The sequence below is a fragment of the Arthrobacter sp. NA-172 genome (genome assembly GCF_043952055.1).
Taxonomy (GTDB): Bacteria; Actinomycetota; Actinomycetes; order Actinomycetales; family Micrococcaceae; genus Arthrobacter.
The window spans coordinates 757,193-778,365 of sequence record NZ_JBINOT010000001.1 but is presented as its reverse complement, the minus strand read 5'-3'; the positions used below and the strand labels follow the sequence as shown (position 1 = coordinate 778,365).

General features: G+C 64.1%; 20 protein-coding genes, 4 pseudogenes and 1 riboswitch. Of the genes and pseudogenes, 19 read left to right on the top strand and 5 right to left on the bottom strand.

Going from position 1 to position 21,173, the window contains the following annotated elements:
* The first annotated feature begins 169 nt into the window (after window positions 1-169).
* Window positions 170-1,511 (top strand): annotated as a pseudogene (locus ACF0H6_RS03940) (ammonium transporter).
* On the top strand, window positions 1,508-1,846 hold the full coding sequence (locus tag ACF0H6_RS03935; RefSeq protein ID WP_028264639.1) for a P-II family nitrogen regulator: 339 nt from the start codon (window positions 1,508-1,510) through the stop codon (window positions 1,844-1,846). Before ACF0H6_RS03940 ends, ACF0H6_RS03935 begins: the two are co-directional and overlap by 4 nt.
* 101 nt (window positions 1,847-1,947) lie before the next feature.
* Here ACF0H6_RS03935 and ACF0H6_RS03930 read toward each other — a convergent pair whose 3' ends face one another.
* The gene (locus ACF0H6_RS03930) at window positions 1,948-3,348 is read right to left on the bottom strand and encodes a glucose-6-phosphate dehydrogenase (RefSeq protein ID WP_395248537.1); all 1,401 of its coding nucleotides are present in this window, start codon (window positions 3,346-3,348) and stop codon (window positions 1,948-1,950) included.
* 151 nt (window positions 3,349-3,499) lie between these two features.
* On the opposite strand from ACF0H6_RS03930, the pseudogene ffh reads away from it, so the two are divergent.
* Window positions 3,500-5,066 (top strand): annotated as a pseudogene (gene ffh / locus ACF0H6_RS03925) (signal recognition particle protein).
* A gap of 62 nt (window positions 5,067-5,128) precedes the next feature.
* The gene (locus tag ACF0H6_RS03920) at window positions 5,129-5,878 is read left to right on the top strand and encodes an alpha/beta hydrolase (RefSeq protein ID WP_395248536.1); all 750 of its coding nucleotides are present in this window, start codon (window positions 5,129-5,131) and stop codon (window positions 5,876-5,878) included.
* Here the strand turns inward: ACF0H6_RS03920 and thiC are convergent.
* Window positions 5,879-7,709, bottom strand: a pseudogene (thiC, locus tag ACF0H6_RS03915) (phosphomethylpyrimidine synthase ThiC).
* Window positions 7,705-7,812: riboswitch (TPP riboswitch) on the bottom strand. It overlaps the preceding pseudogene by 5 nt.
* A gap of 77 nt (window positions 7,813-7,889) precedes the next feature.
* On the opposite strand from thiC, the gene ACF0H6_RS03910 reads away from it, so the two are divergent.
* From ACF0H6_RS03910 to ACF0H6_RS03855, 12 genes and pseudogenes are all read left to right on the top strand, one after another.
* A complete protein-coding gene (locus ACF0H6_RS03910) occupies window positions 7,890-8,981 on the top strand; it encodes an amidohydrolase family protein (RefSeq protein WP_395248535.1) in 1,092 nt (363 codons plus the stop codon).
* A gap of 77 nt (window positions 8,982-9,058) precedes the next feature.
* Window positions 9,059-9,931, top strand: a complete 873-nt coding sequence (locus ACF0H6_RS03905) for a VOC family protein (protein ID WP_395248534.1) — start codon at window positions 9,059-9,061, stop codon at window positions 9,929-9,931.
* A gap of 135 nt (window positions 9,932-10,066) precedes the next feature.
* Window positions 10,067-10,511 (top strand): annotated as a pseudogene (locus ACF0H6_RS03900) (hypothetical protein).
* A 194-nt stretch (window positions 10,512-10,705) separates the two neighbouring features.
* On the top strand, window positions 10,706-11,128 hold the full coding sequence (gene rpsP, locus ACF0H6_RS03895) for a 30S ribosomal protein S16 (RefSeq protein ID WP_284984616.1): 423 nt from the start codon (window positions 10,706-10,708) through the stop codon (window positions 11,126-11,128).
* A gap of 1 nt (window position 11,129) precedes the next feature.
* Window positions 11,130-11,372, top strand: coding sequence for an RNA-binding protein (locus tag ACF0H6_RS03890; protein ID WP_028267532.1), 243 nt, complete (start codon window positions 11,130-11,132; stop codon window positions 11,370-11,372).
* Window positions 11,373-11,500: 128 nt separating this feature from the next.
* Complete coding sequence (gene rimM / locus ACF0H6_RS03885; protein ID WP_395248533.1) at window positions 11,501-12,064, top strand: ribosome maturation factor RimM; 564 nt, start codon at window positions 11,501-11,503, stop codon at window positions 12,062-12,064.
* On the top strand, window positions 12,065-12,889 hold the full coding sequence (gene trmD / locus ACF0H6_RS03880) for a tRNA (guanosine(37)-N1)-methyltransferase TrmD (protein WP_395248532.1): 825 nt from the start codon (window positions 12,065-12,067) through the stop codon (window positions 12,887-12,889).
* A 280-nt stretch (window positions 12,890-13,169) separates the two neighbouring features.
* Complete coding sequence (rplS, locus tag ACF0H6_RS03875) at window positions 13,170-13,529, top strand: 50S ribosomal protein L19 (protein ID WP_395248531.1); 360 nt, start codon at window positions 13,170-13,172, stop codon at window positions 13,527-13,529.
* 79 nt (window positions 13,530-13,608) lie between these two features.
* Window positions 13,609-14,286: a signal peptidase I gene (gene lepB / locus ACF0H6_RS03870; protein WP_395248530.1), complete on the top strand. Its 678-nt coding sequence runs from the start codon at window positions 13,609-13,611 to the stop codon at window positions 14,284-14,286.
* Window positions 14,287-15,261, top strand: a complete 975-nt coding sequence (gene lepB / locus ACF0H6_RS03865; protein ID WP_395248529.1) for a signal peptidase I — start codon at window positions 14,287-14,289, stop codon at window positions 15,259-15,261.
* Complete coding sequence (locus ACF0H6_RS03860; protein ID WP_395249871.1) at window positions 15,261-16,004, top strand: ribonuclease HII; 744 nt, start codon at window positions 15,261-15,263, stop codon at window positions 16,002-16,004. Before lepB (ACF0H6_RS03865) ends, ACF0H6_RS03860 begins: the two co-directional genes overlap by 1 nt.
* 80 nt (window positions 16,005-16,084) lie before the next feature.
* Window positions 16,085-16,429 carry a DUF2469 domain-containing protein gene (locus ACF0H6_RS03855; RefSeq protein ID WP_028267525.1) on the top strand — a complete coding sequence of 115 codons (345 nt, stop codon included), beginning with the start codon at window positions 16,085-16,087 and terminating at the stop codon, window positions 16,427-16,429.
* 186 nt (window positions 16,430-16,615) lie between these two features.
* Here ACF0H6_RS03855 and ACF0H6_RS03850 read toward each other — a convergent pair whose 3' ends face one another.
* Window positions 16,616-17,089, bottom strand: a complete 474-nt coding sequence (locus ACF0H6_RS03850) for a MarR family winged helix-turn-helix transcriptional regulator (RefSeq protein ID WP_395248528.1) — start codon at window positions 17,087-17,089, stop codon at window positions 16,616-16,618.
* A gap of 70 nt (window positions 17,090-17,159) precedes the next feature.
* On the opposite strand from ACF0H6_RS03850, the gene ACF0H6_RS03845 reads away from it, so the two are divergent.
* The 3 genes from ACF0H6_RS03845 to ACF0H6_RS03835 are packed head-to-tail and all read left to right on the top strand — an operon-like array spanning window position 17,160 to window position 19,691.
* Window positions 17,160-17,843, top strand: a complete 684-nt coding sequence (locus ACF0H6_RS03845) for an MFS transporter (protein ID WP_395248527.1) — start codon at window positions 17,160-17,162, stop codon at window positions 17,841-17,843.
* Complete coding sequence (locus ACF0H6_RS03840) at window positions 17,744-18,763, top strand: MFS transporter (RefSeq protein WP_395248526.1); 1,020 nt, start codon at window positions 17,744-17,746, stop codon at window positions 18,761-18,763. The genes ACF0H6_RS03845 and ACF0H6_RS03840 overlap by 100 nt, the downstream gene beginning before the upstream one ends.
* Window positions 18,764-18,809: 46 nt before the next feature.
* Window positions 18,810-19,691, top strand: coding sequence for an SDR family NAD(P)-dependent oxidoreductase (locus tag ACF0H6_RS03835; RefSeq protein ID WP_395248525.1), 882 nt, complete (start codon window positions 18,810-18,812; stop codon window positions 19,689-19,691).
* Here the strand turns inward: ACF0H6_RS03835 and ACF0H6_RS03830 are convergent.
* A complete protein-coding gene (locus tag ACF0H6_RS03830; RefSeq protein ID WP_395248524.1) occupies window positions 19,688-20,236 on the bottom strand; it encodes a dihydrofolate reductase family protein in 549 nt (182 codons plus the stop codon). The genes ACF0H6_RS03835 and ACF0H6_RS03830 overlap by 4 nt on opposite strands.
* A 45-nt stretch (window positions 20,237-20,281) precedes the next feature.
* Window positions 20,282-20,866 (bottom strand): dihydrofolate reductase family protein, encoded by a 585-nt coding sequence (locus ACF0H6_RS03825; protein WP_395248523.1) that lies wholly within the window; start codon window positions 20,864-20,866, stop codon window positions 20,282-20,284.
* Window positions 20,867-21,173 lie beyond the last annotated feature (307 nt).

Here is a 21,173-nt window from a genome sequence, read left to right as displayed (position 1 = left end):
TATCCGTAACAAGGGGGATATGCACCATTTACGTTCGAGAAGTTCTTGTAACAGGCCCGCAATCTAAAACCTTCGCAGGTGAAACACGGCCCCGCAAAACTCTTACATAGAACGCAAATGCGTTGGGACAGGCGGCTCAGCCCGCATCTAAAGCAGAGAGGACGTAGACATGGACTTCACCGCCGGTCTCGTTTGGCTTCCTGGTCGCTTCAGCCTTCGTGCTGTTCATGACCCCGGGCCTGGCATTCTTCTATGGCGGCATGACCCGTGCCAAGGCCGCCTTGAACATGATGATGATGAGCTTCATCGCCATCGGCACAGTTACTCTCGTCTGGGTCCTGTGGGGCGCATCGATGTCCACCAGCAACACGGACAACTTCTTCCAGATCTTCGCGAACCCGTTCAGCCACTTCGGCTTGCACAACTTCACTGATCCGGCAGACCTCCTGCACGTTGGATACGCCGCAACCTTCGCGATCATCACTGTCGCTCTCATCTCCGGTGCCATTGCGGACCGCGCTAAGTTCTCTGCCTGGACGCTCTTCACCCCGATCTGGGCCACGCTGGTTTACGCGCCCCTGGCCTACATGGTCTGGGGTGGCGGTCTCTTCTCGGCGACCGGCTGGTTCGGCCAGACCTTCGCTCCTGTGATCGACTTCGCCGGCGGCACCGTGGTGCACATCAACGCCGGTGTGGCAGGCCTGATCCTCGTCCTGATCATCGGCAACCGCAAGGGCTTCGGTAAGGACCCGAACCACCGCCCGCACAACGTTCCGCTGGTCATGCTTGGTGCAGCAATCCTTTGGTTCGGCTGGTTCGGCTTCAACGCCGGTGCAGCGGCAACCGTGCAGCAAGCCGGCCTGATCTGGATCAACACGCTCGTAGCACCGGCAGCCGCCATGCTCGGCTGGCTCGTCGTGGAGCGTATCCGTGACGGCCACCCCACCTCGCTTGGTGCGGCGTCGGGCGTCGTCGCCGGCCTGGTTGCCATCACCCCCGCATGTGCCAACGTTTCTCCGCTGGGCGCCATTGCCCTCGGCGTGGCAGCCGGCGTTGCCTCGGCCCTCGCGGTCGGCCTGAAGTTCAAGCTTGGCTACGATGACTCGCTCGACGTCGTGGGCGTCCACTTGGTGTCAGGCATCATCGGCACCGTGGCTATCGGCTTCCTTGCCACCCCGACCCAGGGTCCGGCGGGCCTCTTCTACGGGGGCGGTACCACCCAGCTGGTGGCACAGTCCCTCGCGGCACTTTGCTCGATCATCTTCACCGGCGTCATGACGTTCATCATCGCCTACCCGATCCACAAGTTCATGGGCTTCCGTATCTCGGAACGCCAGGAGATTGCCGGCGCAGACCTTAGCCTGCACGCCGAAACGGCATACGAGTTCGGCGTCGGCGGCCACGGCGGCAGCTTCCAGCCCCTTCATGACCTCATCACCGGCAAGGCATCGGCCGAGTCTGAATCAGCCGCCGAAGCACCCGCACAAGGCAAGGAGAGTGTCCAGGCATGAAACTCATCACTGCGATCGTCCGCCCGGAGAAGCTCGACGCCATCCGGGAGGGGCTCGAAGCATACGGGGTACAGGGACTGACGGTCAGCGCGGCCAGCGGTTATGGTCGGCAGCGGGGTTACACCGAGGTGTACCGCGGGGCCGAGTACAACGTGGACCTGCTTCCCAAGATCCGCGTGGAGGTCCTGGCCACGGATGAGCAGGCGGACGACATCCTCGATGTACTGATCGCTTCCTCGAACACAGGCCGGGCCGGCGACGGCAAAGTCTGGACCGTGGACGTTTACGAAGCTGTCCGTGTCCGCACGGGCGAGCGAGGCGCAGCGGCCATCTAAGGCACCAGTCGCACAAATACAGACGCAAACAAGCGGGGCCGGGCACCTGGAAAGGTACCCGGCCCCGCTTGCGTGTGCGCTTCCGAAGGAACGCGGCTGGACTAGCGCTCGACGGCGGTGGGCCAGTCCGCGGGACCGGGTCCGCCGGCGTCGTACTCTTCGAGCGGCACGGAATCCTTGGCCCAGGCCTTGATCACCGGCTCAATGATCCGCCAGCAGTCGACGGCGGTGTCGCCGCGGACTGAAAGCAGGGGATCGCCGGTAATGACACCCTCCAACACCTCGCCGTAGGGCAGCAGATCGGAGCCATTTAATTCCGCGTTGAGCGTCACGCGATCCAGCGTGAAGATGCTTCCGGGACCGTTGACGTCGACGTCGAGCTGCAGGGTGTCAGGACCGAAGCCGATGCGCAGCTGGTTGGGGGAGTCCACGCCCTCGAATCCGGTGGGCAAGTGTGGAACGGGCCGGAAGGTGACGATGGCCTCTTTCCGCGCCACACCCAAAGCCTTTCCCGAGCGCAGGATGAAGGGAACGCCTTTCCAGCGCCAGTTATCGATCCCCACTTCAACTTCCGCGAGCGTTTCCGTTTCCCGGGCAGGGTCCACGCCCGCTTCCGCGACATAGTCCGGCACATCCCGGTCGCCGATCCGGCCGGCGGTGTACCGCGCCCGTCGGGTGGACTTCTTGTAGGGTGCGGTGATGCTGCTCGCGCGCAGCACCGTTGAAATCGCGTCGCGGAGATCGCGCTCGCCGATGCTGGAGGGGGCGTCGAGGGCGAGCAACGCCATGATGTGCAGCAAATGGCTCTGGATCATGTCCCTGAGGGCGCCCGCTCCGTCGTAGTAGCGCGCACGCCCTTCGAGGGCAAGGTCTTCGTCGAAGATGATCTCCACTTTTTCGATGTGGTCCCTGTTCCACACGGGTTCCAGGAACCTGTTGGCGAAGCGGAGGCCCAGGATGTTGAATACGGTGGCCTTGCCGAGGAAGTGATCCACCCGGTGGATGTGGTCTTCCGGAACCAGGGCAGCGAGGGTTTGGTTGAGTTCCTCTGCGGACTCCGGGCCGGATCCGAACGGCTTCTCCATCACCAGCCGGGTCCCGGGCGGCAGCTCCTTGGCGGTCAGGACTTGGCACGCCTTCTGGCTGATGTGGGGCGGCAAAGCGAAATAGACAGCAACGGGTGCTTCCAGCCCGGCAAGCAGCGTTCCCAGCTCACCGTCCCCCGTGACATCCAGCTGATGGTATTCCGTGCCGTCCTCGAGGGCCGCAATTGCTTTCTTGCCCGCGGCGTTGGCGCCTTTCCCGGACTCTTCAAAGGCATTCTGCACCCGTTTTGCCCATTGCTGGGAAGTCCACGGATCGGAACCCGCGCCCACAAGCTTGAGGCCGTCCGCGAGGCCGCTGGCTACGAGCCGGCCAAGGCCCGGCAACAGCAAGCGGCCCGTCAGATCTCCGGAGGCGCCTAGGATGAGCAACGTTTTTACTGTTGTTTTGCTGGTCACTGTGCCAGCATGCCATCTTGAAGGCGGGTCTTGGTACCCTAGATAGTCGAGTCCCCAAGTTGAGTCAGATTTGTTGGGGGCATGAATCGTCAAGTTGTTGGTGTGCCGGAATGGCCACCATTCGTAGACCATTGAAAGAAGTGCGCGGCGCGTGTTCAATTCACTCTCTGACCGGTTGACAGCAACCTTCAAGAATCTCCGTGGCAAGGGCCGCCTTACCGAGGCCGACGTCGACGCCACCGTCCGGGAGATCCGCCGCGCCCTTTTGGACGCGGACGTTGCCGTTTCCGTAGTCCGCGAGTTCACCGGGCGTATCCGCGAGCGTGCCCTGGGCGCTGAAGTCTCCGCAGCCCTGAACCCCAGCCAGCAGATCGTCAAGATCGTCAACGAGGAACTCGTGGAGATCCTCGGCGGTGAGACCCGACGCATCCGCCTCGCGAAGACCGGCCCGACCGTCATCATGCTCGCCGGCTTGCAGGGTGCCGGTAAGACCACCCTCGCCGGCAAGCTGGCGAAGTGGCTCAAAGCCCAGGGCCATAGCCCCGTACTCGTTGCAGCCGACCTTCAGCGTCCCAACGCGGTGACGCAGCTCCAGATCGTCGGTGAACGCGCCGGCGTCCCCGTCTACGCGCCGCATCCCGGCACCACCTCGGACATGGACGTCCCCACGGGCGATCCGATCGCCGTCGCACGTGGCGGCGTCGATGAAGCGCGCCAGAAGCTGCACGACGTCGTGATCGTGGACACCGCGGGCCGCCTCGGCGTCGACGCCGAAATGATGGACCAGGGCACGCCGCATCCGCCAGGCGATCATCCCGAACGAAGTACTGTTTGTGATCGACTCCATGATCGGCCAGGACGCCGTGAACACGGCGGTTGCGTTCGACGAGGGCGTCAACTTCACCGGCGTCGTGCTCTCGAAGCTCGACGGCGATGCCCGCGGCGGCGCGGCCCTTTCGGTCGCGTCCGTCACCGGAAAGCCGGTCATGTTCGCGTCCACGGGCGAAGGCCTCGACGACTTCGAGCTGTTCCACCCGGACCGTATGGCTTCGCGCATCCTTGACATGGGTGACGTCCTGACGCTGATCGAGCAGGCTGAGAAGAACTGGGACAAGGACGAAGCTGCCCGGATGGCGAAGAAGTTCGCCGACCAGGAAGACTTCACCCTGGACGACTTCCTCGCCCAGATGCAGCAGATCCGCAACATGGGCTCCATGAAGAAAATGCTGATGATGATGCCGGGTGCGCAGAACATCCGTCAGCAGCTGGAGCAGTTCGACGAGCGCGAGATCGACCGGGTTGAGGCGATTGTCCGCTCCATGACCCCGCACGAGCGCGTGGCACCGAAGATCATCAACGGTTCCCGCCGGGCCCGCATCGCCCGTGGCTCGGGCGTCCACGTCTCCGAGGTCAACGGCCTCCTGGAGCGCTTCGCGCAGGCCCAGAAGATGATGAAGAAGCTGGCGCAGGGCGGCGGGATGCCCGGGATGCCGGGTATGCCCGGCCTCGGCGGGGCTGCCCGCAAGGCCGCAAAGAATGCGCCGAAGAAGAAGGCCCGTTCCGGCAACCCGGCCAAGGCTGCCCAGGAACTGCGCGACGCCGAGAAAAAGCGGGCGAACTCTGTCTCGACGGGTGCGGCCTTCGGTCAGCCCGGCGGCGACTTCGATCCCTCGCAGCTGAACCTGCCCAAGGGCTTCGACAAGTTCCTCGGCAAGTAGACGTTCCACCCAACTGACTGGCAGTTAGTTGGGATGTCAGCCGGGTGCCATAGGCTTGGGGGATGCAAAAACAGCGCGTTGTGTTCGTCCATGGAGCAGGCACATTCGGCGCTGCCGCCTGGCCGAAGCAACATGGCATGGCGTTGAACTATGACGCGCTCTTCCTGAAACGCCACGGTTTTGACGCGCAGGCCGAGCCCTTGGATTCCAATGTCGCCGCCGACGTGGACATCGTGCTGGAGTGTCTCGGTGCGCATGCGGATCCAACAGCTCGCGGCGCAGCCCCTGGCGGCCACATTGTGGCGCACTCCCAAGGTGCGATTTCCGCCATGTTGGCTGCCGTGCAGAGGCCGGATCTGGTCCGCTCCCTTGTGCTCGTGGAACCCGGCTGCCTTTCCTTGACTGCGGAACTTCCGGCCACCGCCGCCTACCGGGCGCTGATGGAGCCACTGTTCCAGGTCCGGCACGAGCTCAGCGACGAGGATTACCAGCGTGAATTCGTCCGCCGGGCGTTTTCCTCGGAGGCGGCAGTCCTCACTACCCCTGAGGCCCGGCGCACCGCTCGGCGGCTGCGGTTGCAGGCTCCGCCGTGGGAAGCGCCCCTCCACTTTGTGCCGGGCGTTCCAACGCTTGTCCTGACCGGCGGCTGGGAACCCCTCTACGAAGAAATCGCGGCCTATTTGCAGGACACCGGTGCCCTCCACCGCGTCGCGGCAGGAGGACACCGGCCTCATGACTCAGTTGAAGGAGACCGGATGATCCGCTCCTTCATTGCGGATGTCAGCCGCGCCGGATCAGTCCAAGCTTCCTGATCAGCTCAGGCTTCCTGATTTCGCTGCTGATTTGCCTGCGGGAACCTCCAGCTCCGGAAGGTACACCTTGCCGCCGGAAGCCAGGAATTCCTCGCTCTTCTCACGCATGCCGCTGTACATTTCTGCGATAGCTGCTTGGGAATCCGCCGAACCGTACTCGTCACGGATGTCCTGGCTGATACGCATGGAGCAGAATTTCGGCCCGCACATCGAGCAGAAATGCGCGGTCTTGGCGGGTTCTGCCGGAAGCGTCTCATCATGGAAGGACTCTGCGGTCACCGGATCCAGTGACAGCGCGAACTGGTCACGCCAGCGGAATTCGAAGCGGGCCTTGGACAACGCGTCGTCACGTTCATGTGCTCCGGGGTGACCCTTGGCGAGGTCGGCAGCGTGGGCCGCGATCTTGTACGTGATCACACCGGTCTTGACGTCGTCCTTGTTCGGCAAACCCAAGTGCTCCTTGGGGGTCACGTAGCAGAGCATCGCGGTTCCATAGCGGGCAATCTCCGTTGCGCCGATGGCCGAAGTGATGTGGTCGTAACCAAGGGCCACATCGGTGACCAAGGGGCCCAGCGTGTAGAACGGGGCGCCCTTGCAGAGTTCCTGCTGGCGTTCCACGTTCTCCCGTACCAGGTGGAAAGGAATGTGGCCCGGACCTTCGACCATGACCTGGACGTCAAACTCCCAGGCCCGCTGAGTGAGCTCAGCCAGCGTGTCGAGTTCGGCGAACTGGGCAGCGTCGTTGGCGTCCGCCGTCGCGCCTGGCCGTAGTCCGTCGCCAAGCGAGAACGCGACGTCGTACTTGGCGAAGATCTCGCAGAGCTCATCGAAATGCGTGTAGAGGAAGTTCTCCTCATGATGAGCAAGGCACCATCCAGCCATGATGGAGCCCCCGCGGGACACGATGCCGGTCACGCGGTTCGCCGTCAGCGGTACGTACCGCAGCAACACCCCCGCGTGGATGGTCATGTAGTCCACGCCTTGCTCGCACTGTTCAATGACGGTATCGCGGAAGATTTCCCACGTGAGCTTGTTGGCCTCGCCGTTGACCTTCTCGAGGGCCTGGTAGATGGGCACGGTACCGATCGGCACGGGGGAGTTGCGGATGATCCACTCGCGCGTCGTGTGGATGTCGTCGCCCGTGGAGAGGTCCATGACGGTGTCCGCGCCCCACTGCGTTGCCCACTGCAGCTTGTCGACTTCCTCAGCGATGGAACTGGTCACGGCGGAGTTGCCGATGTTGGCGTTGATCTTCACCAGGTAACGCCTTGCCGATGATCATCGGCTCGGACTCCGGGTGGTTGATGTTGTTGGGAATGATGGCCCGGCCGGCGGCGACTTCACTGCGGACCAGTTCAACATCACAGTTTTCGCGGAGCGCAACGAACTGCATTTCGGGGGTCACCATGCCCTGCTTGGCGTAGTGCATCTGGGTGACTGTCTTGCCGACGACGGCGCGGCGGGGCACCGGTTGTGCGCCCTTCCACTCTGCGGAGGCGGCGCCACGGCGTACGGCGGACTTGCCGTCGTCGAGCAGGTTCCGTTCGCGGCCGCCGTACACTTCGGTGTCGCCACGGGATTCGATCCACTCGCCACGGAATGGTTCGAGGCCCCTGACTGGATCGCTGCCGGGCCCGGCGGTCCGGTACACCCGGAAGGGCGCATTTGCCTCGCCGTTGGGCGATGGTTCCAAGGCGATTTCAGTGACCGGCACCCTGATTCCCGTCCCGGCGTCTTCCATGAACGCGAGGGAATGCGACTTGAGGGACTGGGTCACGTTGGGGACCGCTTCGTTTTGGGTAGGGCTTTGCTGTGCTTCTTTGGTGCTCAAGGGACTGCTCACTTCCTTCGCCGGCATTACCCGGACAGGTTCAACGGTCGCAGGCCGCGTCAGCCCGATCTCAGCCCTTGCAAGGGCCCCCGTGTGGTCGTAGACGAAGCTATCACAGCCCGAAGTGTTCCAGTCAGATGTGACCGAGCCCGTAACGTGGCCGAAGTCTAGGCTGGATGCATGCCAGAAATCATCGAGTTCAGCGGTGCCGTGCTCATCGGGCCGGAAGAAGAGCAGCGTGGCCTGTGGTCCGTCGACGGACGGTTGACGTTTGTCCGGCCCGTCGCCCCGCCGAACGTTGTGCTGGACGGATGGGTGCTGCCCGGACTCGTGGACGCGCACTGCCATGTGGGATTAGGGGTAGGCGGAGCGGTCGACGACGAGACTGCGCGTCTGCAGGCAACGGCAGACCGCGACGCCGGGACCCTCCTGATCCGCGACGCCGGTTCCGCAAGTGATACGCGCTGGCTCCAACGGCGGCCGGACATGCCCCGGATCATCCGGGCGGGCCGTCACATCGCGAGGAAAGGGCGATATATCCGTGGGTTGGCCGAGGAGGTTGAACCCGAGGGGCTGGTGGAAGCCGTGCGCAAGCAGGCCCGCGCCGGAGACGGTTGGGTCAAGATCGTTGGTGACTGGATTGACCGCCTGGCCGGGGACCTCGGTCCGTCTTTTCCGGCAGCTTTCGTCAAGGATGCCGTCGCGGCCGCGCATGACGAGGGAGCCCGGGTGACGGCTCATTGCTTCGCCGAAGAAACCATCGATGACATGCTCGACGCCGGCATCGACTGCATCGAGCACGCCACCGGCCTGCTGCCGCACCATATTCCGCGACTCCTGGAGCAAGGAGTGCCGATCGTCCCCACGCTCATCAACATCGGGACCTTCCCGGACATCGCGAGGCAGGCCGAGGCGAAATTCCCGCGCTACGCCACCCACATGACCTCGCTGTGGGAACGCCGGTATGAGCGGGTCCGCGAGGCGTTCGACGCCGGGGTGCAGGTATTCGCCGGGACCGACGCGGGCAGCGTCATCAAGCACGGCCGCATCGGTCAGGAAATCCTGGAACTGCACCAGGCGGGCCTGCCGGCGGCCGCTGCCCTCGATGCCGCTTGCTGGTCTGCCCGCGAGTGGCTGGGTGCCGGTGCCATCACAGAAGGCGCCAGTGCCGACGTCGTGGTTTACGCGAAGGATCCGCGCGTGTCCCTTGAGGTTGTCCTGAAACCTGAGCGCCACGTGCTCAGGGGACGCATTTCAGGCGGCGGTCATTAGGAATAAATTGAAGCTTCAAGTAATTTAGATATATAGAGGTTGCCGAAGGGCGGCGCCACAAGAATCGGGAGTTTCACATGACCACCACATCCAGCCAGGATCTCCTTCCTGCCGAACTCACCATGGGCACGGTGATGCTCAAAGTGGGGGACATGAAGCTCATGAGCGACTACTATCAGCGGGCGTTGGGGCTGGATGTCGTTGCCGAACAGGATGGCGGCCTTTACTTCGGCCGTGTCGGTACGCCGCTGGTGCACCTCGCCCCTGCCGCCGGACTCCAGATCCCCTCGCGCGGCGAGGCCGGGCTGTTCCACACGGCTTTGCTGTTCCAGGACCAATCCTCACTCGCGGCCACTGTTGCCTCCGCCGCGCAGTACGAACCCCAGGCCTTCGTCGGTAGCGCAGACCATCTGGTCAGCGAGGCCTTCTACTTCACCGATCCCGAGGGCAACGGCATCGAGCTTTACTACGACAAGCCCCGGGAAGGTTGGGAGTGGAACGGTACATCGGTCGTCATGGACAGCCTGCCCCTCCCGCCACAGCGTTACCTTGAGCAGTACCTGAGCGAGGCTGCCGTGACCGGCCAGCACGAGTCGGGCGCCGGCGTCGGGCATGTCCATCTCCAGGTGGGTGATGTGCAGATCGCTCAGAATTTCTATGTCGATACTCTGGGCTTCGAGAAGACGGCCGGCTGGCACGGGCAGGCACTGTTCGTTTCCGCGGGCGGCTACCACCACCACATGGCCATGAATGTCTGGAACAGCCGCGGTGCTGGTCCCCGCAAGGACACGCTGGGCCTCGGCGAAGTGGTCATTGAGGTGCCGTCAGGCGACGACGTTGGCGCGCTCGCCGACCGCCTCAAGGTCGCCGGCATTGCGTCCCACCACACCGGCCAGGAGTTGCGCTTCGAGGACCCGTGGCGCAACCGGCTGCGGGTCGCCGTCCGCTAGCGTCCAACTTGCTCCCCAACTTCGCTCCGCTCAGCCGGGGACCCCTCGCAAGTTAGACTTGGCACTGATGGCTCGGCGGCAGTCTCTGCAGCCGCGCCGCAGCACCGTTGGCACGAATGAATGAGGGTAGTTTTCATGGGCTTTGCTGAAATCTTTGTTGCCACCCACGAGGAAGCACTCCAAAGGGCATCCGCCCTGGAGAAGGGCGGCGATGTCTCCGGCGCCGCAGTACGGATCCCTGGAATCAGTGATTTTGAAGTAGAACAGTTGGGCGGACCTGGCCGGCACTGCAGTACACGCGGCGGGGGCCGACTACGAGCTCGCCCTGGTGGATGTGACCAGTGATGCATTGCTGGGCGTCCCCGAAGCCATGGTCCGTGCCCTGTCCGAACTTCTCAGCTATGAGACTGAAGGTGAAGGAAGCGTCCTCGACGACGTTGCCGAAAGTTGGGCGGCCCAGGAAGACATGCCCTTCGATTCCCAGCAGTCCCGCATGTATGTCCAGCAGTTGGCGGCACTCGCCAGCGATGTAGAGAAGGCCGATCGCGCCGGTCTCTACGTCTGGTCCGCCGGGCAGTAACCCGGAACCAACCCGCCATACGGGAGCGTAGTTCGAAATACTGTCCGCCATCTGGCACAATGGACAGGTACTCGATCCGCGCGGCCCCTCTCTCCGTGTGTGCATCTTGTCCTTGGAACCCTCAAGTATGGCCCGCCCCACGGGTGCAGAACGACGGGCTCAACCCCGTTTCAGAAACAGGAGTGACCACAAAAGTGGCCGTAAAGATTCGCCTTAAGCGCTTCGGTAAGATGCGCGCACCGTACTACCGCATCGTCGTCATGGACTCCCGCGCCAAGCGCGATGGCCGTGCGATTGAAGAAATCGGCAAGTACCACCCCACCGAAGAGCCCTCGTACATCGAGGTTGTCTCCGAGCGTGCACAGTACTGGCTGTCCGTCGGCGCCCAGCCGACCGAGCAGGTTGCTGCGATCCTCAAGATCACCGGTGACTGGCAGAAGTTCAAGGGTCTCCCGGGCCAGGAAGGCACGCTGAAGACCAAGGTCGCCAAGCCTGCTTTCGTTGCTCCGGAGAAGGGTTCCGTCATCATCCCGGAAGCCATCACCAAGAAGGCCAAGCAGTCGGAAGCCGCTGAAGCTCCCGCTGACGCTGAAGCAGAGACCACCGAGGCTGAGTAAATTGCTGGCAGAAGCGCTCGAGCACCTGGTCCGTGGGATCGTTGACAGCCCTGAGGACGTCAAGGTCAGTGCCAAGAACAACCGCCGCGGGGAATCCCTCGAGGTGCGTGTTCACCAGGACGACCTCGGACGGGTGATCGGTCGCCAGGGTCGCACCGCACGCGCATTGCGCACTGTGATTGCGGCACTGGCAGGCGGCGAGCAGGTCAGGGTCGACGTCGTCGACACCGACCGTCGCCGGTAACGCGCTCAGCAATACTTGTCTTAGATCCGGCCCCTTCACCAGATTATGGTGGAGGGGCCGGATTGTTTTACCACCAAACTCCAGCCGAGGTCCCGTAGCCGGCTCAGCGAAGAAATCAGAGGAACCCCATGCAGCTCCAGGTTGCCCGAATCGGCAAGCCCCACGGAATCCGCGGCGAGGTCACCGTCCAGGTGCTCACCGACGCGCCCGGCGATCGTTTTGTCCCAGGGACCGAATTCGTGGTGGAGCCAGCAAAAGCCGGTCCTTTGACCATCAGCAGCGCCCGGTGGAACAAGGACATCCTGCTGCTCGGCTTCGAAGAGATCTCCACGCGCAACCAGGCCGAGGAAATCCGGGGCGCCAAGCTGTTCATCGAGACCGAAGAGCTGGACGAGGATGATGACGAAGGCTGGTACGAGCACGAGCTCGTTGGCTTGGACGCCCGTGTCGGTTCGGAATCCGTCGGCAAGGTGACCGGGCTCAACACCATGCCTGTCCAGGATCTCCTGGTCATTGAAGGGACGGACGGCAAGGAAATCCTGGTGCCTTTCGTCGACGAGATCGTGCCCGAGGTCAACATCGAGGCAGGGTACGTGCTGCTCACCCCTCCGCCGGGCCTTTTCGAGCTGAACACGAGTGCCTCCGATGAGGATGAATCCGCGGAAGGTACCGAAACAGAGGGCGACGCCTAAATGCGCATCGACGTCGTCAGCATCTTTCCCGAGTACCTGGCGCCCCTTGAGCTTTCCCTCATAGGCAAGGCCCGCCAAGACGGGCTCCTGGAATTGAATGTCCATGATCTGCGGACCTTCACCACGGACAAGCACCGCACTGTGGACGACACCCCGTACGGTGGGGGAGCAGGCATGGTCATGAAGCCCGAGCCCTGGGCCCAGGCCTTGGAATCCATTGCTGCTTCCCAAATGCCCGCGAATTCCCAAGACGAGCCAACGAAGAAGCCGGTCCTGATTGTCCCGTCGCCCGCGGGGGAGCGCTTCAACCAGGCCCTTGCGTATGAGCTCGCTGAAGAAGAGCAGCTCGTTTTCGCCTGCGGCCGCTATGAAGGCATCGACGAACGCGTCATCGAGTGGGCGGACGAGCACTTCACGGTCCGTCCGGTCAGCTTGGGCGACTATGTCCTCAACGGTGGCGAGGTCGCAGTCCTGGCTATGGTCGAGGCCATCGGTCGCTTGCTTCCCGGCGTCGTCGGCAACCCCGAATCCTTGGTGGAGGAATCCCACTCGGACGGCCTGCTGGAGTACCCGGTTTACACGAAGCCTTCCTCGTGGCGGGACCGTGAGGTGCCAGCCGTCCTCCTGAGCGGCAACCACGGCAAAATCGCGCAGTGGCGCCGCCACGAACAGTACCGCCGCACGGCAGAGCGACGCCCCGATTTGTTGCCGGAGTTCGACGCCGGCAGGCTGACCCGCGCGGACCGTTCGGCTTTCGGGGAACTGGGGTACGACGTCGTCGACGGCCAGTTGCGGCGACGCCCGGACGGCGACCTTCCGGCCTGAGCGATCGGCCGTCGAGCGCAAGCTTTGCTGTGGCAGCCGGGCCGCGCAGGCGGGATTGGCCGGAACTCCCGGCGTATGGCAGAATTAACCCTTGTGTCTACTGGGTTCGCACCTGCCACAGGGGGAGCGTAGCCAACAGCCTGACAACCCGGAACTGCCAATCAGTGGTGGGACCGGGCTTTGAAAATCTTCGGCGGTAATTTCCGGATGGCCATGCGCCCCGGGCTTGCCCGCCGTGACCCAAAGTGGATGACCTGTGGCGTTCACCAGGAGTGGATCAATGCATATCCTCGATAACGTAGATGCAGCTTCGCTGCGTAGCGATGTTCCCGCGTTCCGCGCGGGTGACACCATCAAGGTTCACGTGAACATCATCGAAGGCAAGAACACCCGTGTCCAGGTATTCCAGGGCTTCGTCCTCGGTCGCCAGGGTGACGGCGTTCGCGAGACCTTCACCGTCCGTAAGGTTTCCTTCGGTGTCGGCGTAGAGCGTACCTTCCCGGTACACTCCCCGATCATCGAAAAGATCGAGGTCGTCACCAAGGGTGACGTCCGTCGCGCCAAGCTTTACTACATGCGCGCACTGCGCGGTAAGGCCGCGAAGATCAAGGAAAAGCGCGACTTCACCACCGCCAAGTAGGTCTTTCGACCAACAGCGGGTCCCTGGATTCGTGTCCGGTTTGCGCCGGAGAAATCCGCAACGCAACAGGAAACGAATCATGGACCACGCAAGACGCCAGCCCCGGAAACAGGGCTGGCGTTTTGTTTTGCTCGCCTTCGTCCTGGCCGTGGCCATCAGCGGCCTTGTCAGGTCCTTGTGGATCGACGTCTACTTCATCCCGTCGGAGTCCATGGAGCCGATTCTGGGCACAGGGGACCGTATTCTGGTGTCGCGAACCGACTTCGCCGCAGACCCTATCCGCCGCGGGGACGTCGTGGTTTTTGATGGCAGGGGTACCTTTGCGCCTCTGAACAGCGGGAAAGGCCCGTTGGCCGACGCAGTGGCCGCAACCGGCCATTGGCTGGGCCTAACGGGAAGTGACACCACCTACGTCAAGCGCGTCATCGGCCTTCCCGGTGACCACGTCACGTGTTGCAACACAGACGGCAAACTCACAGTCAACGGTCAGCCGATTGAGGAACCCTATCTGTATCCCGGCGACACGCCGAGCGAGCAGAAATTCGATGTCATTGTCCCCAATGATCGACTGTGGCTCATGGGGGACCACCGTTCACGATCCGCCGATTCCCGCAGTCTGCTGGGCGCGCCTGGTGGAGGAATGGTGCCGCTGGAGCGTGTCATCGGGCGTCCGGTCCGGATTATCTGGCCGCTTGATAGATTTGCAGAACTGCCTCGCCCTGCGCAGGCCGGTACAACCTCGAAGAACGGACAATAGATGCCGGAGACAACTCCCGGGACGCCAGAACGGCACGACGACGACGCCCGGCTCCTGGACGGACCGTCTGCTCCCGCCAAGGAACTTGCAGCCGACGACGCCGATCCGGCTCGCACGGTGCCGGCCCACGAAGGGCACGTGGCCCCGGAGGCTGCTCTTCCCGCTGAATCAGAGTCTCCGCGCCGGGCGGCGCGGCGCGGTTTGCGGCAAGGTATACGGCCGGGGTCCGGCGAAAGCAACGGGTCTGAAGCCGCCGGCAAAACCAACGGCAGTCCGCTCCTTGCCTGGCTGCGGGAAATCGGCACCGTGGTGGTCATCGCCATCGTGCTGTCCTTCCTCATCAAGACCTTCCTCTTCCGTGCGTTCTTCATCCCTTCGGAGTCCATGGTCAACACGCTTGACGTCGACGACCGAATCTTCGTTAACCTGCTGGTCCCGCAGCCTTTCGCACTGCAACGTGGCGACGTGGTCGTCTTCAAGGACGCGCAGGGATGGCTGCCGCCCACGCAAAAGGCAGCGCCCGGGCCGTTCAAGTGGTTCCAGGACGGCATGGTCTTCGTCGGGTTGCTCCCGGATGAAACCAATCAGCACCTCGTCAAGCGTGTGATCGGCCTGCCGGGGGACACGGTCTCCTGCTGTGACAGCTCGGCCCGGGTCAGCGTCAATGGCACGGTTCTGGACGAAAGCTATATCAACCCTGCCCAGGTTCCCTTGGCCAAGTCCTTTGATGTTGTGGTGCCGGCTGGGAAAATTTGGGTCATGGGTGACAACAGAAATAATTCGGCCGATTCCCGCGAACACCAGGCTGTCAATGGTGGCTTCATCAACATCTCGGACGTGGAGGGCAAAGCCACAGTCATTGCCTGGCCGGTCACCCGTTGGCAGGTCCTCGACAACCACTCGGATGTCTTCCGCAACGTTCCGGCGCCGTCGCCCGAGAACACGGCTTCGCCCACGGCTCCAGCGGGTAAATGATGGCTTCCGTGGGGACAGGAGCGGCAACGCGGGTTCGAACGCAGCGAAAACCCGCTGCGCGGACAAAGCAAGCTCCTGAATTTCCGACGCTAGACGTCGAACGGAGTTTCCTGGCTCCTGGAGTCACGCTCCTCGCCGGTGTCGATGAAGTAGGCCGGGGAGCCCTCTCCGGACCGGTGTCGGTGGGAATCGCCGTCGTCGACCTCCGGGACCACGGATTGCTGGCCGATGTCCGTGACAGCAAGCTTCTCAAGCCCGAGGACCGCGAGCGGCTGGAACCCTTGGTCCGTGCCTGGGCCCTTTGCTCGGCAGTTGGCCACGCAAGTTCGGCGGAGATCGACGCGCTGGGAATTATCGGGGCCTTGCGCCTCGCCGGCACGCGTGCCTGGTTCGAGATCTTGGCCGCAGGCGTGCACCCGGACATGGTCCTGCTGGATGGGAGCCACAACTGGCTGTCGCCGCAGACCCAAGGTTCCTTGTTCGACGCCGACGCAGAGGCCGCCGGGCCGGCGTGCGAGGCGCCCGTTCACACCCGCGTGAAGGCCGACATGAGCTGCCTCAGCGTAGCGGCCGCCAGTGTGCTGGCCAAGGTGGCGAGGGACCGGATCATGGTCGGATTGCATGAGGAATTCCCGGCCTTCGGCTGGAACGAGAACAAGGGCTACGCGACGTCGTTCCACCGGGATGCTCTCCGCTTGGCGGGTCCAACGCCGTACCACCGGACCAGCTGGAACCTGATCTAGCCCCCCATCTTTTCCCCGGCCTGGATGCCGCCCGCCCAGCCGTGGCGGCGCGTGACCGCTCTATAGTGCAAGATGGATCTATGAGTGCCGAGGATCTTGAGAACTACGAAACCGACATGGAGCTGCAGCTCTACCGCGAATACCGCGACGTCGTTGGTTTGTTCAGCTACGTTGTCGAGACCGAACGCCGGTTCTATCTGGCAAACCACGTTGACCTGCAGGCTCGCAGCGCCGACGGCGAGGTCTACTTCGATCTGACGCTGCAGGATGCCTGGGTCTGGGACGTCTACCGTTCGGCCCGATTCGTGAAGAACGTGCGGGTCATTACGTTCAAGGACGTCAACGTCGAGGAACTGCCGCGCAACGAGGAACTTTCCCTGCCGAAAGACGGCGACCTCGGCGACCTTGGAAACCTGGGCAACTAGGAGTTTCCACTTCTCCTCCACATCGTCTTTCTGACGGAGTTTCCCACATAGCCAAACTGGCCCCTGTCGTTGGATTCTCCGCACCTCCAGAGTGCCTGATCGCCGGCGAGTGGACACCAGACGCCGCCGAGGAGCCAAGCAGCGGGTTCGTCCAGATCCAGCACATGCTGTTGGCGCGACGGATGATCAGTGGCTCTCGTCTGCGGCGTTGAACTTGTGCAGCAGCGCGGTGAAGGAGACGAGTTCCTCGGATGACCAGGACGCGGTGCGCGCGAAGAAGGTCGAGCCGCGCAGATCGAGGGCCTCCGTCACCCGCTCGACGCCTTCGGCGGTGAGCGCCACGAGGACGCTCCTGCGGTCTTTCGGATCGGGTTCGCTCACGAGGAGTCCATGTCGCTTGAGCTGACCGATGAGGTTGCTCGTCGAGCTGCGGTCCATGGCCACCGCCCCGGCGATCGTGCTCGGGTTCGCCGGTCCGTAGGCATGGAGCCATCGGGCGAGGTGAAACGCGGCGGGCTGCAGCTCGGGGTGGAACGCCGCGGCGCTGCGCTCGGTGAGCGCGCGGGACGCGCTGAGCAGGGCATTGAGCTCGACGCCGAGGGCCAGCTCTCGCTTCCGACGCTCCGGATCGACGGACGACGCCTCCGATTTAGTGGACATTTCTCCATCACTTCCATATGGTTGGGATATCCCCACTATATAGTGGTCCGTCCCGTCGTCGAGGAGCCCCATGTCGAGTCGTCCATCCACTACGCTCGATGCTTCGCCTTCGCCGTTGACTGAACGCGCGGGCTGGCTCTCGCTGATCGCGGTCACCCTCGGGGCCTTGATGCCGGGCCTGGCGACGACGATCCTCGCCGTCGCCAATGGAGACATCGCAAGCGATCTGAAGATCGGCCTGGGCGACCTGCAGTGGATCACGAGCGCCTACCTGCTTGGCCTGACGGGAACGCTGGTGCTGGCCGGGAAGCTCGGCGACCGCTTCGGCCGCCGACGAGTGTTCCTCATCGGGATCGCAGGGTTCGGCTTGACCTCGCTGCTCGCGGGCTTCGTGACCCCGGTCGTCCTCATCGTCGCGCTCCGCGCGCTGCAGGGCGTCTTCGGCGGCTTCCTCACCACCAACGCCCTGTCGCTGTTGCGGGCGAACTTCCCCGAGCACCGCCTGCCGACCGCGATCGGCATCTTCAACTCCGTGCAGGGGCTCTCGATCGCCGCCGGTCCGATCCTGGGCGGACTCATCGTGCAGTACCTGGGATGGCGGGGGACGATGTTCGTCAACGTCCCGGTCGCGATCGTCTGCCTGGCCTGGGGCTGGTGCTGCTCCGGGAGGTGCGGATCCCGACCTCCGGCCGCTTCGACTACGCCGGCACGGTCCTGCTCGTCCTCGCCCTCACGGCGCTCGTGTACGCGCTGATCGACGCGCCCGCCACCGGGTGGGCGGCGCCCAGCACGCTGATCCTGTTCGCGGTCTCGGTCATCGCCTTCGTCGCGTTCCTCCTGGTCGAGCGGCGCGCCGCCGATCCGCTAGTGCCGCTGTCTCTGTTCGCCGACAGGTCATTTGCGGCCGGGTCGGTGCTCAGCGTGCTGGCGTTCTTCGCCCTCAACGGTGGACTGTTCCTTGTCTCGCTGTTCTGGCTGCAGATCCAGAAGATCCCAGCGACGACCGTCGGGATCTGGCTGCTGCCTCTCGGGATCGCGATGCTGGTCTCCGCGATCGTCTCCGGACGTGTGATCGGCCGGATCGGGGACCGCTGGTCGCTCGTGATCGGGAGCGTGCTGCTGGCGGCGGGGCTGGTCTCGCTCTCCTTCCCGCAGGCGGGGGGCGGCTATCCGCTGATGGCGGCGGGACTGGCGCTCGTCGGTCTCGGGCTCGGCCTGCTCGTCACTAGCACCGTCAACGCCACGGTCGGGAACGCGCCCGTCGAGCTCGCTGGGCCCGCCTCCGGCGTCCAGCAGACCGCGAGCCGATTCGGCGCGGCACTCGGGGTCGCCGTACTAGGAGGCATTATGGCCGCCGTCACCGCTGCCTCGTTCGGCGGCCGCCTCGACGCCTCCGGCTTGCCCGGCCAGCTCACCGCCCCGCTCGAGAAGCTCGGCAGTACCGCGGTGGCCGGGGGAGTCGCCCCGGTCCCGCCCGGATCCCCTGTCGACGTCCTAGACGTCATCACCCGCCTCTCCCATGACGCGTTCCTGACCGGGATGCACGCGACCATGCTCATCGCCGCCGGGATCTGCGTCCTCGGCGCAGCAGTCGCGCTCGTCGTCCGGTCGCGCGCCCTTCACGAGGGGGATGCCGAACTCGTCGAGGCCGAGCACCCCTTCCTCGTCGACTGAACCCTCCGACCACGCCGCAGCCAACGCTCACCAGGAAGACCCGCACATGCTGACCAAGACCATCGTCCTCACCGGGGCCACCAGCGGCCTCGGCCAACTTGCCGCCATCGAACTCGCGAAGCAAGGAGCGCGGCTGGTCCTGCCTGCGCGCAACCCCGACAAGGCAGACCAGACCAGGCAGCGGATCCTTGCGGCGGTGCCACGAGCCGAGCTCCACCTCTACCAGGCCGATCTCGCACGCATAGCCGATGTCCGTCGCGTGGGAGAGCAGATCGCTCGCGACCACCCGAAGGTGGACGTGCTCATCAACAACGCCGGGGTGCACGCCTTCGAGTCCCGCACCAGCCCCGACGGCTACTCCGAGATGGTCGCGGTGAACTACCTCGCACCCTGGCTGCTCACCCGAACGCTCCTGCCCGCGATCATGGCGGCTCCTGCCGCCCGCGTCGTGACCGTCGCCTCCGAGGCGTCCCGCCGCCACGGCACACTCGAGATTCCGGACGACCTCACCCGGGTCGTCCCGTTCACCCGTCGTGGCTCATCCGAGCACTACGGCCGCAGCAAGCTCCTCGACATCATGTTCACGCTCGAGCTCGTCCGCCGCCTCGAAGGGACGGCAATCACCTCGAACTGCCTCGACCCCGGCTTCAACGTCACCGGCCTCGGACGCGAGGTGCCCGGCGCTCCTGCCATCGAGCGAGTCCTGAAGCTCCTACGCGTCGGCGATCCGTCTCGCGGTGCAGGTCTCATCGTGACGATGGCGACGGATCCCGCATTCGGGTCAAGGACCGGTGAATACTGGACCGTCAGAGGTCCGCAACAGATCAGCCCGACCCCGCCGGCGGACCACGCCGCGACACGTGCCAAGCTCTGGGGCGCGACCGAACAGCTCCTCCAAGCCCAAGCCGACGATCCCAGGAGGCGCTAAGCCACCCGGTAGTGCATGTGCGTGACGCCGGGTGCGTCGATTACACGCGTCAGCTCCAGTTCGACGCGTTCTGTTCCGAACAGCCGCAGCCCCCCACCGAGCAGCACCGGGATCAGATGGATCTCCAGTTCATCGAGCAGGCCCTCGCGGAGAAGCGACTGGGCGAGCCCGGCTCCGTGCACCATCACGTCCCGGTCGCTGGCGGCCGCCTTGGCCTCGCGGACCGCTGCGGCCGGGTCGTGAACGTAGTGGACCCAGCCGCTCTGCGGCTCGGGCAAGGGGCCACGGGTGGGCACGAAGATGGGCACGCCGTGGTGGTCGCCGCCCCAGTGGCCGGCGTAGTCAAAGGTCTTGCGGCCGACGACGACCGCGCCGGTCGCCATTGACTCGGCGAGGACCTGCCCGCTGGCCCCCGGCGGGTCGAAGTGGGGATAGCCGGAGACGGGCTCGCCCAGCCACTCGTGAAGTCGGAGACCGCCTGTTCCGAGCCCGTTGTCCGGGCCGTCGTCGGGACCTGCGATGTAGGTGTCAAGAGACATCGACATGTACAGGACGGTTTTGCCCATGGTGATTCTCCTCGCGGTGTTTTGTCAGTGATGCCGGTTGGGATGGTAGAGGAGTTCCTGGGTGCGGCCGTCGAGGGTACAGCTTTCGATCAGTTCCAGGTCGAAGTCGGCGGCACCGGCGAAGATCGGTGCGTCTCCGGTCTGGCCGCTGATCACCGGGAAGATCGTCACCTGAAGCCGGTCGACGAGGCCCGCGGCCATGAGGGTACGGTTCAGCGAGAGGCTGCCGTGCGAGCGTAGCGGGATCTCGGATTCAGCTTTGAGCCGTGCGACTACATCGACGGCGTCGCCGCGTTCCAGAGTCGCATCGGGCCAGTCGAGAGGCTCTTCCAGGGTGGACGAGAGCACGGTCGTGGGCTGGTGCTTCATCCTGGTGTTCACGGGGTCGGTCGCTTCTGAATCCCGGGTGAGCGTTCCGAGGAACCGCTGGAACATCCGGAACGTGTTCGCGCCGAGGACCAACCGCAGTTCCTCGCCGTACTGCGCGGCGCGGCGATCCAGGAACTCGGGACCTTGTTTGCCCCAGTAACCGCCCCAGTCGCCGTGGACGTTGTACGAGCCGAAGCCGTCGAGGGTGGTGAACACGTCCCAGGTGTAGATGGCAGTCATGATGGTCTCCTGATTCTGATTTGGTGGGGTGGGACGCGTACCGGGGGAGTCCGGCGGGCCGGCTGATTACACGATATGCATCTTAAGAAGTGAAGCACGCTTGACCTTGGCTGGGTATGGACGGAACTGTGGCTGACTTGCCGCCAAGCAGGCGCCCGGCCACGAGGGCCTCCTAACTTGATGTGACCGAGGTTCGACGCGCGATGGGAATTGCTCAACTTTTCCTCCACATCGCCTCTTTGAGCGAGTTTCCCACATAGCCAAACTGGGCCCTGTCGTTGGATTGTCCGCACCTCCACGCTAGTAG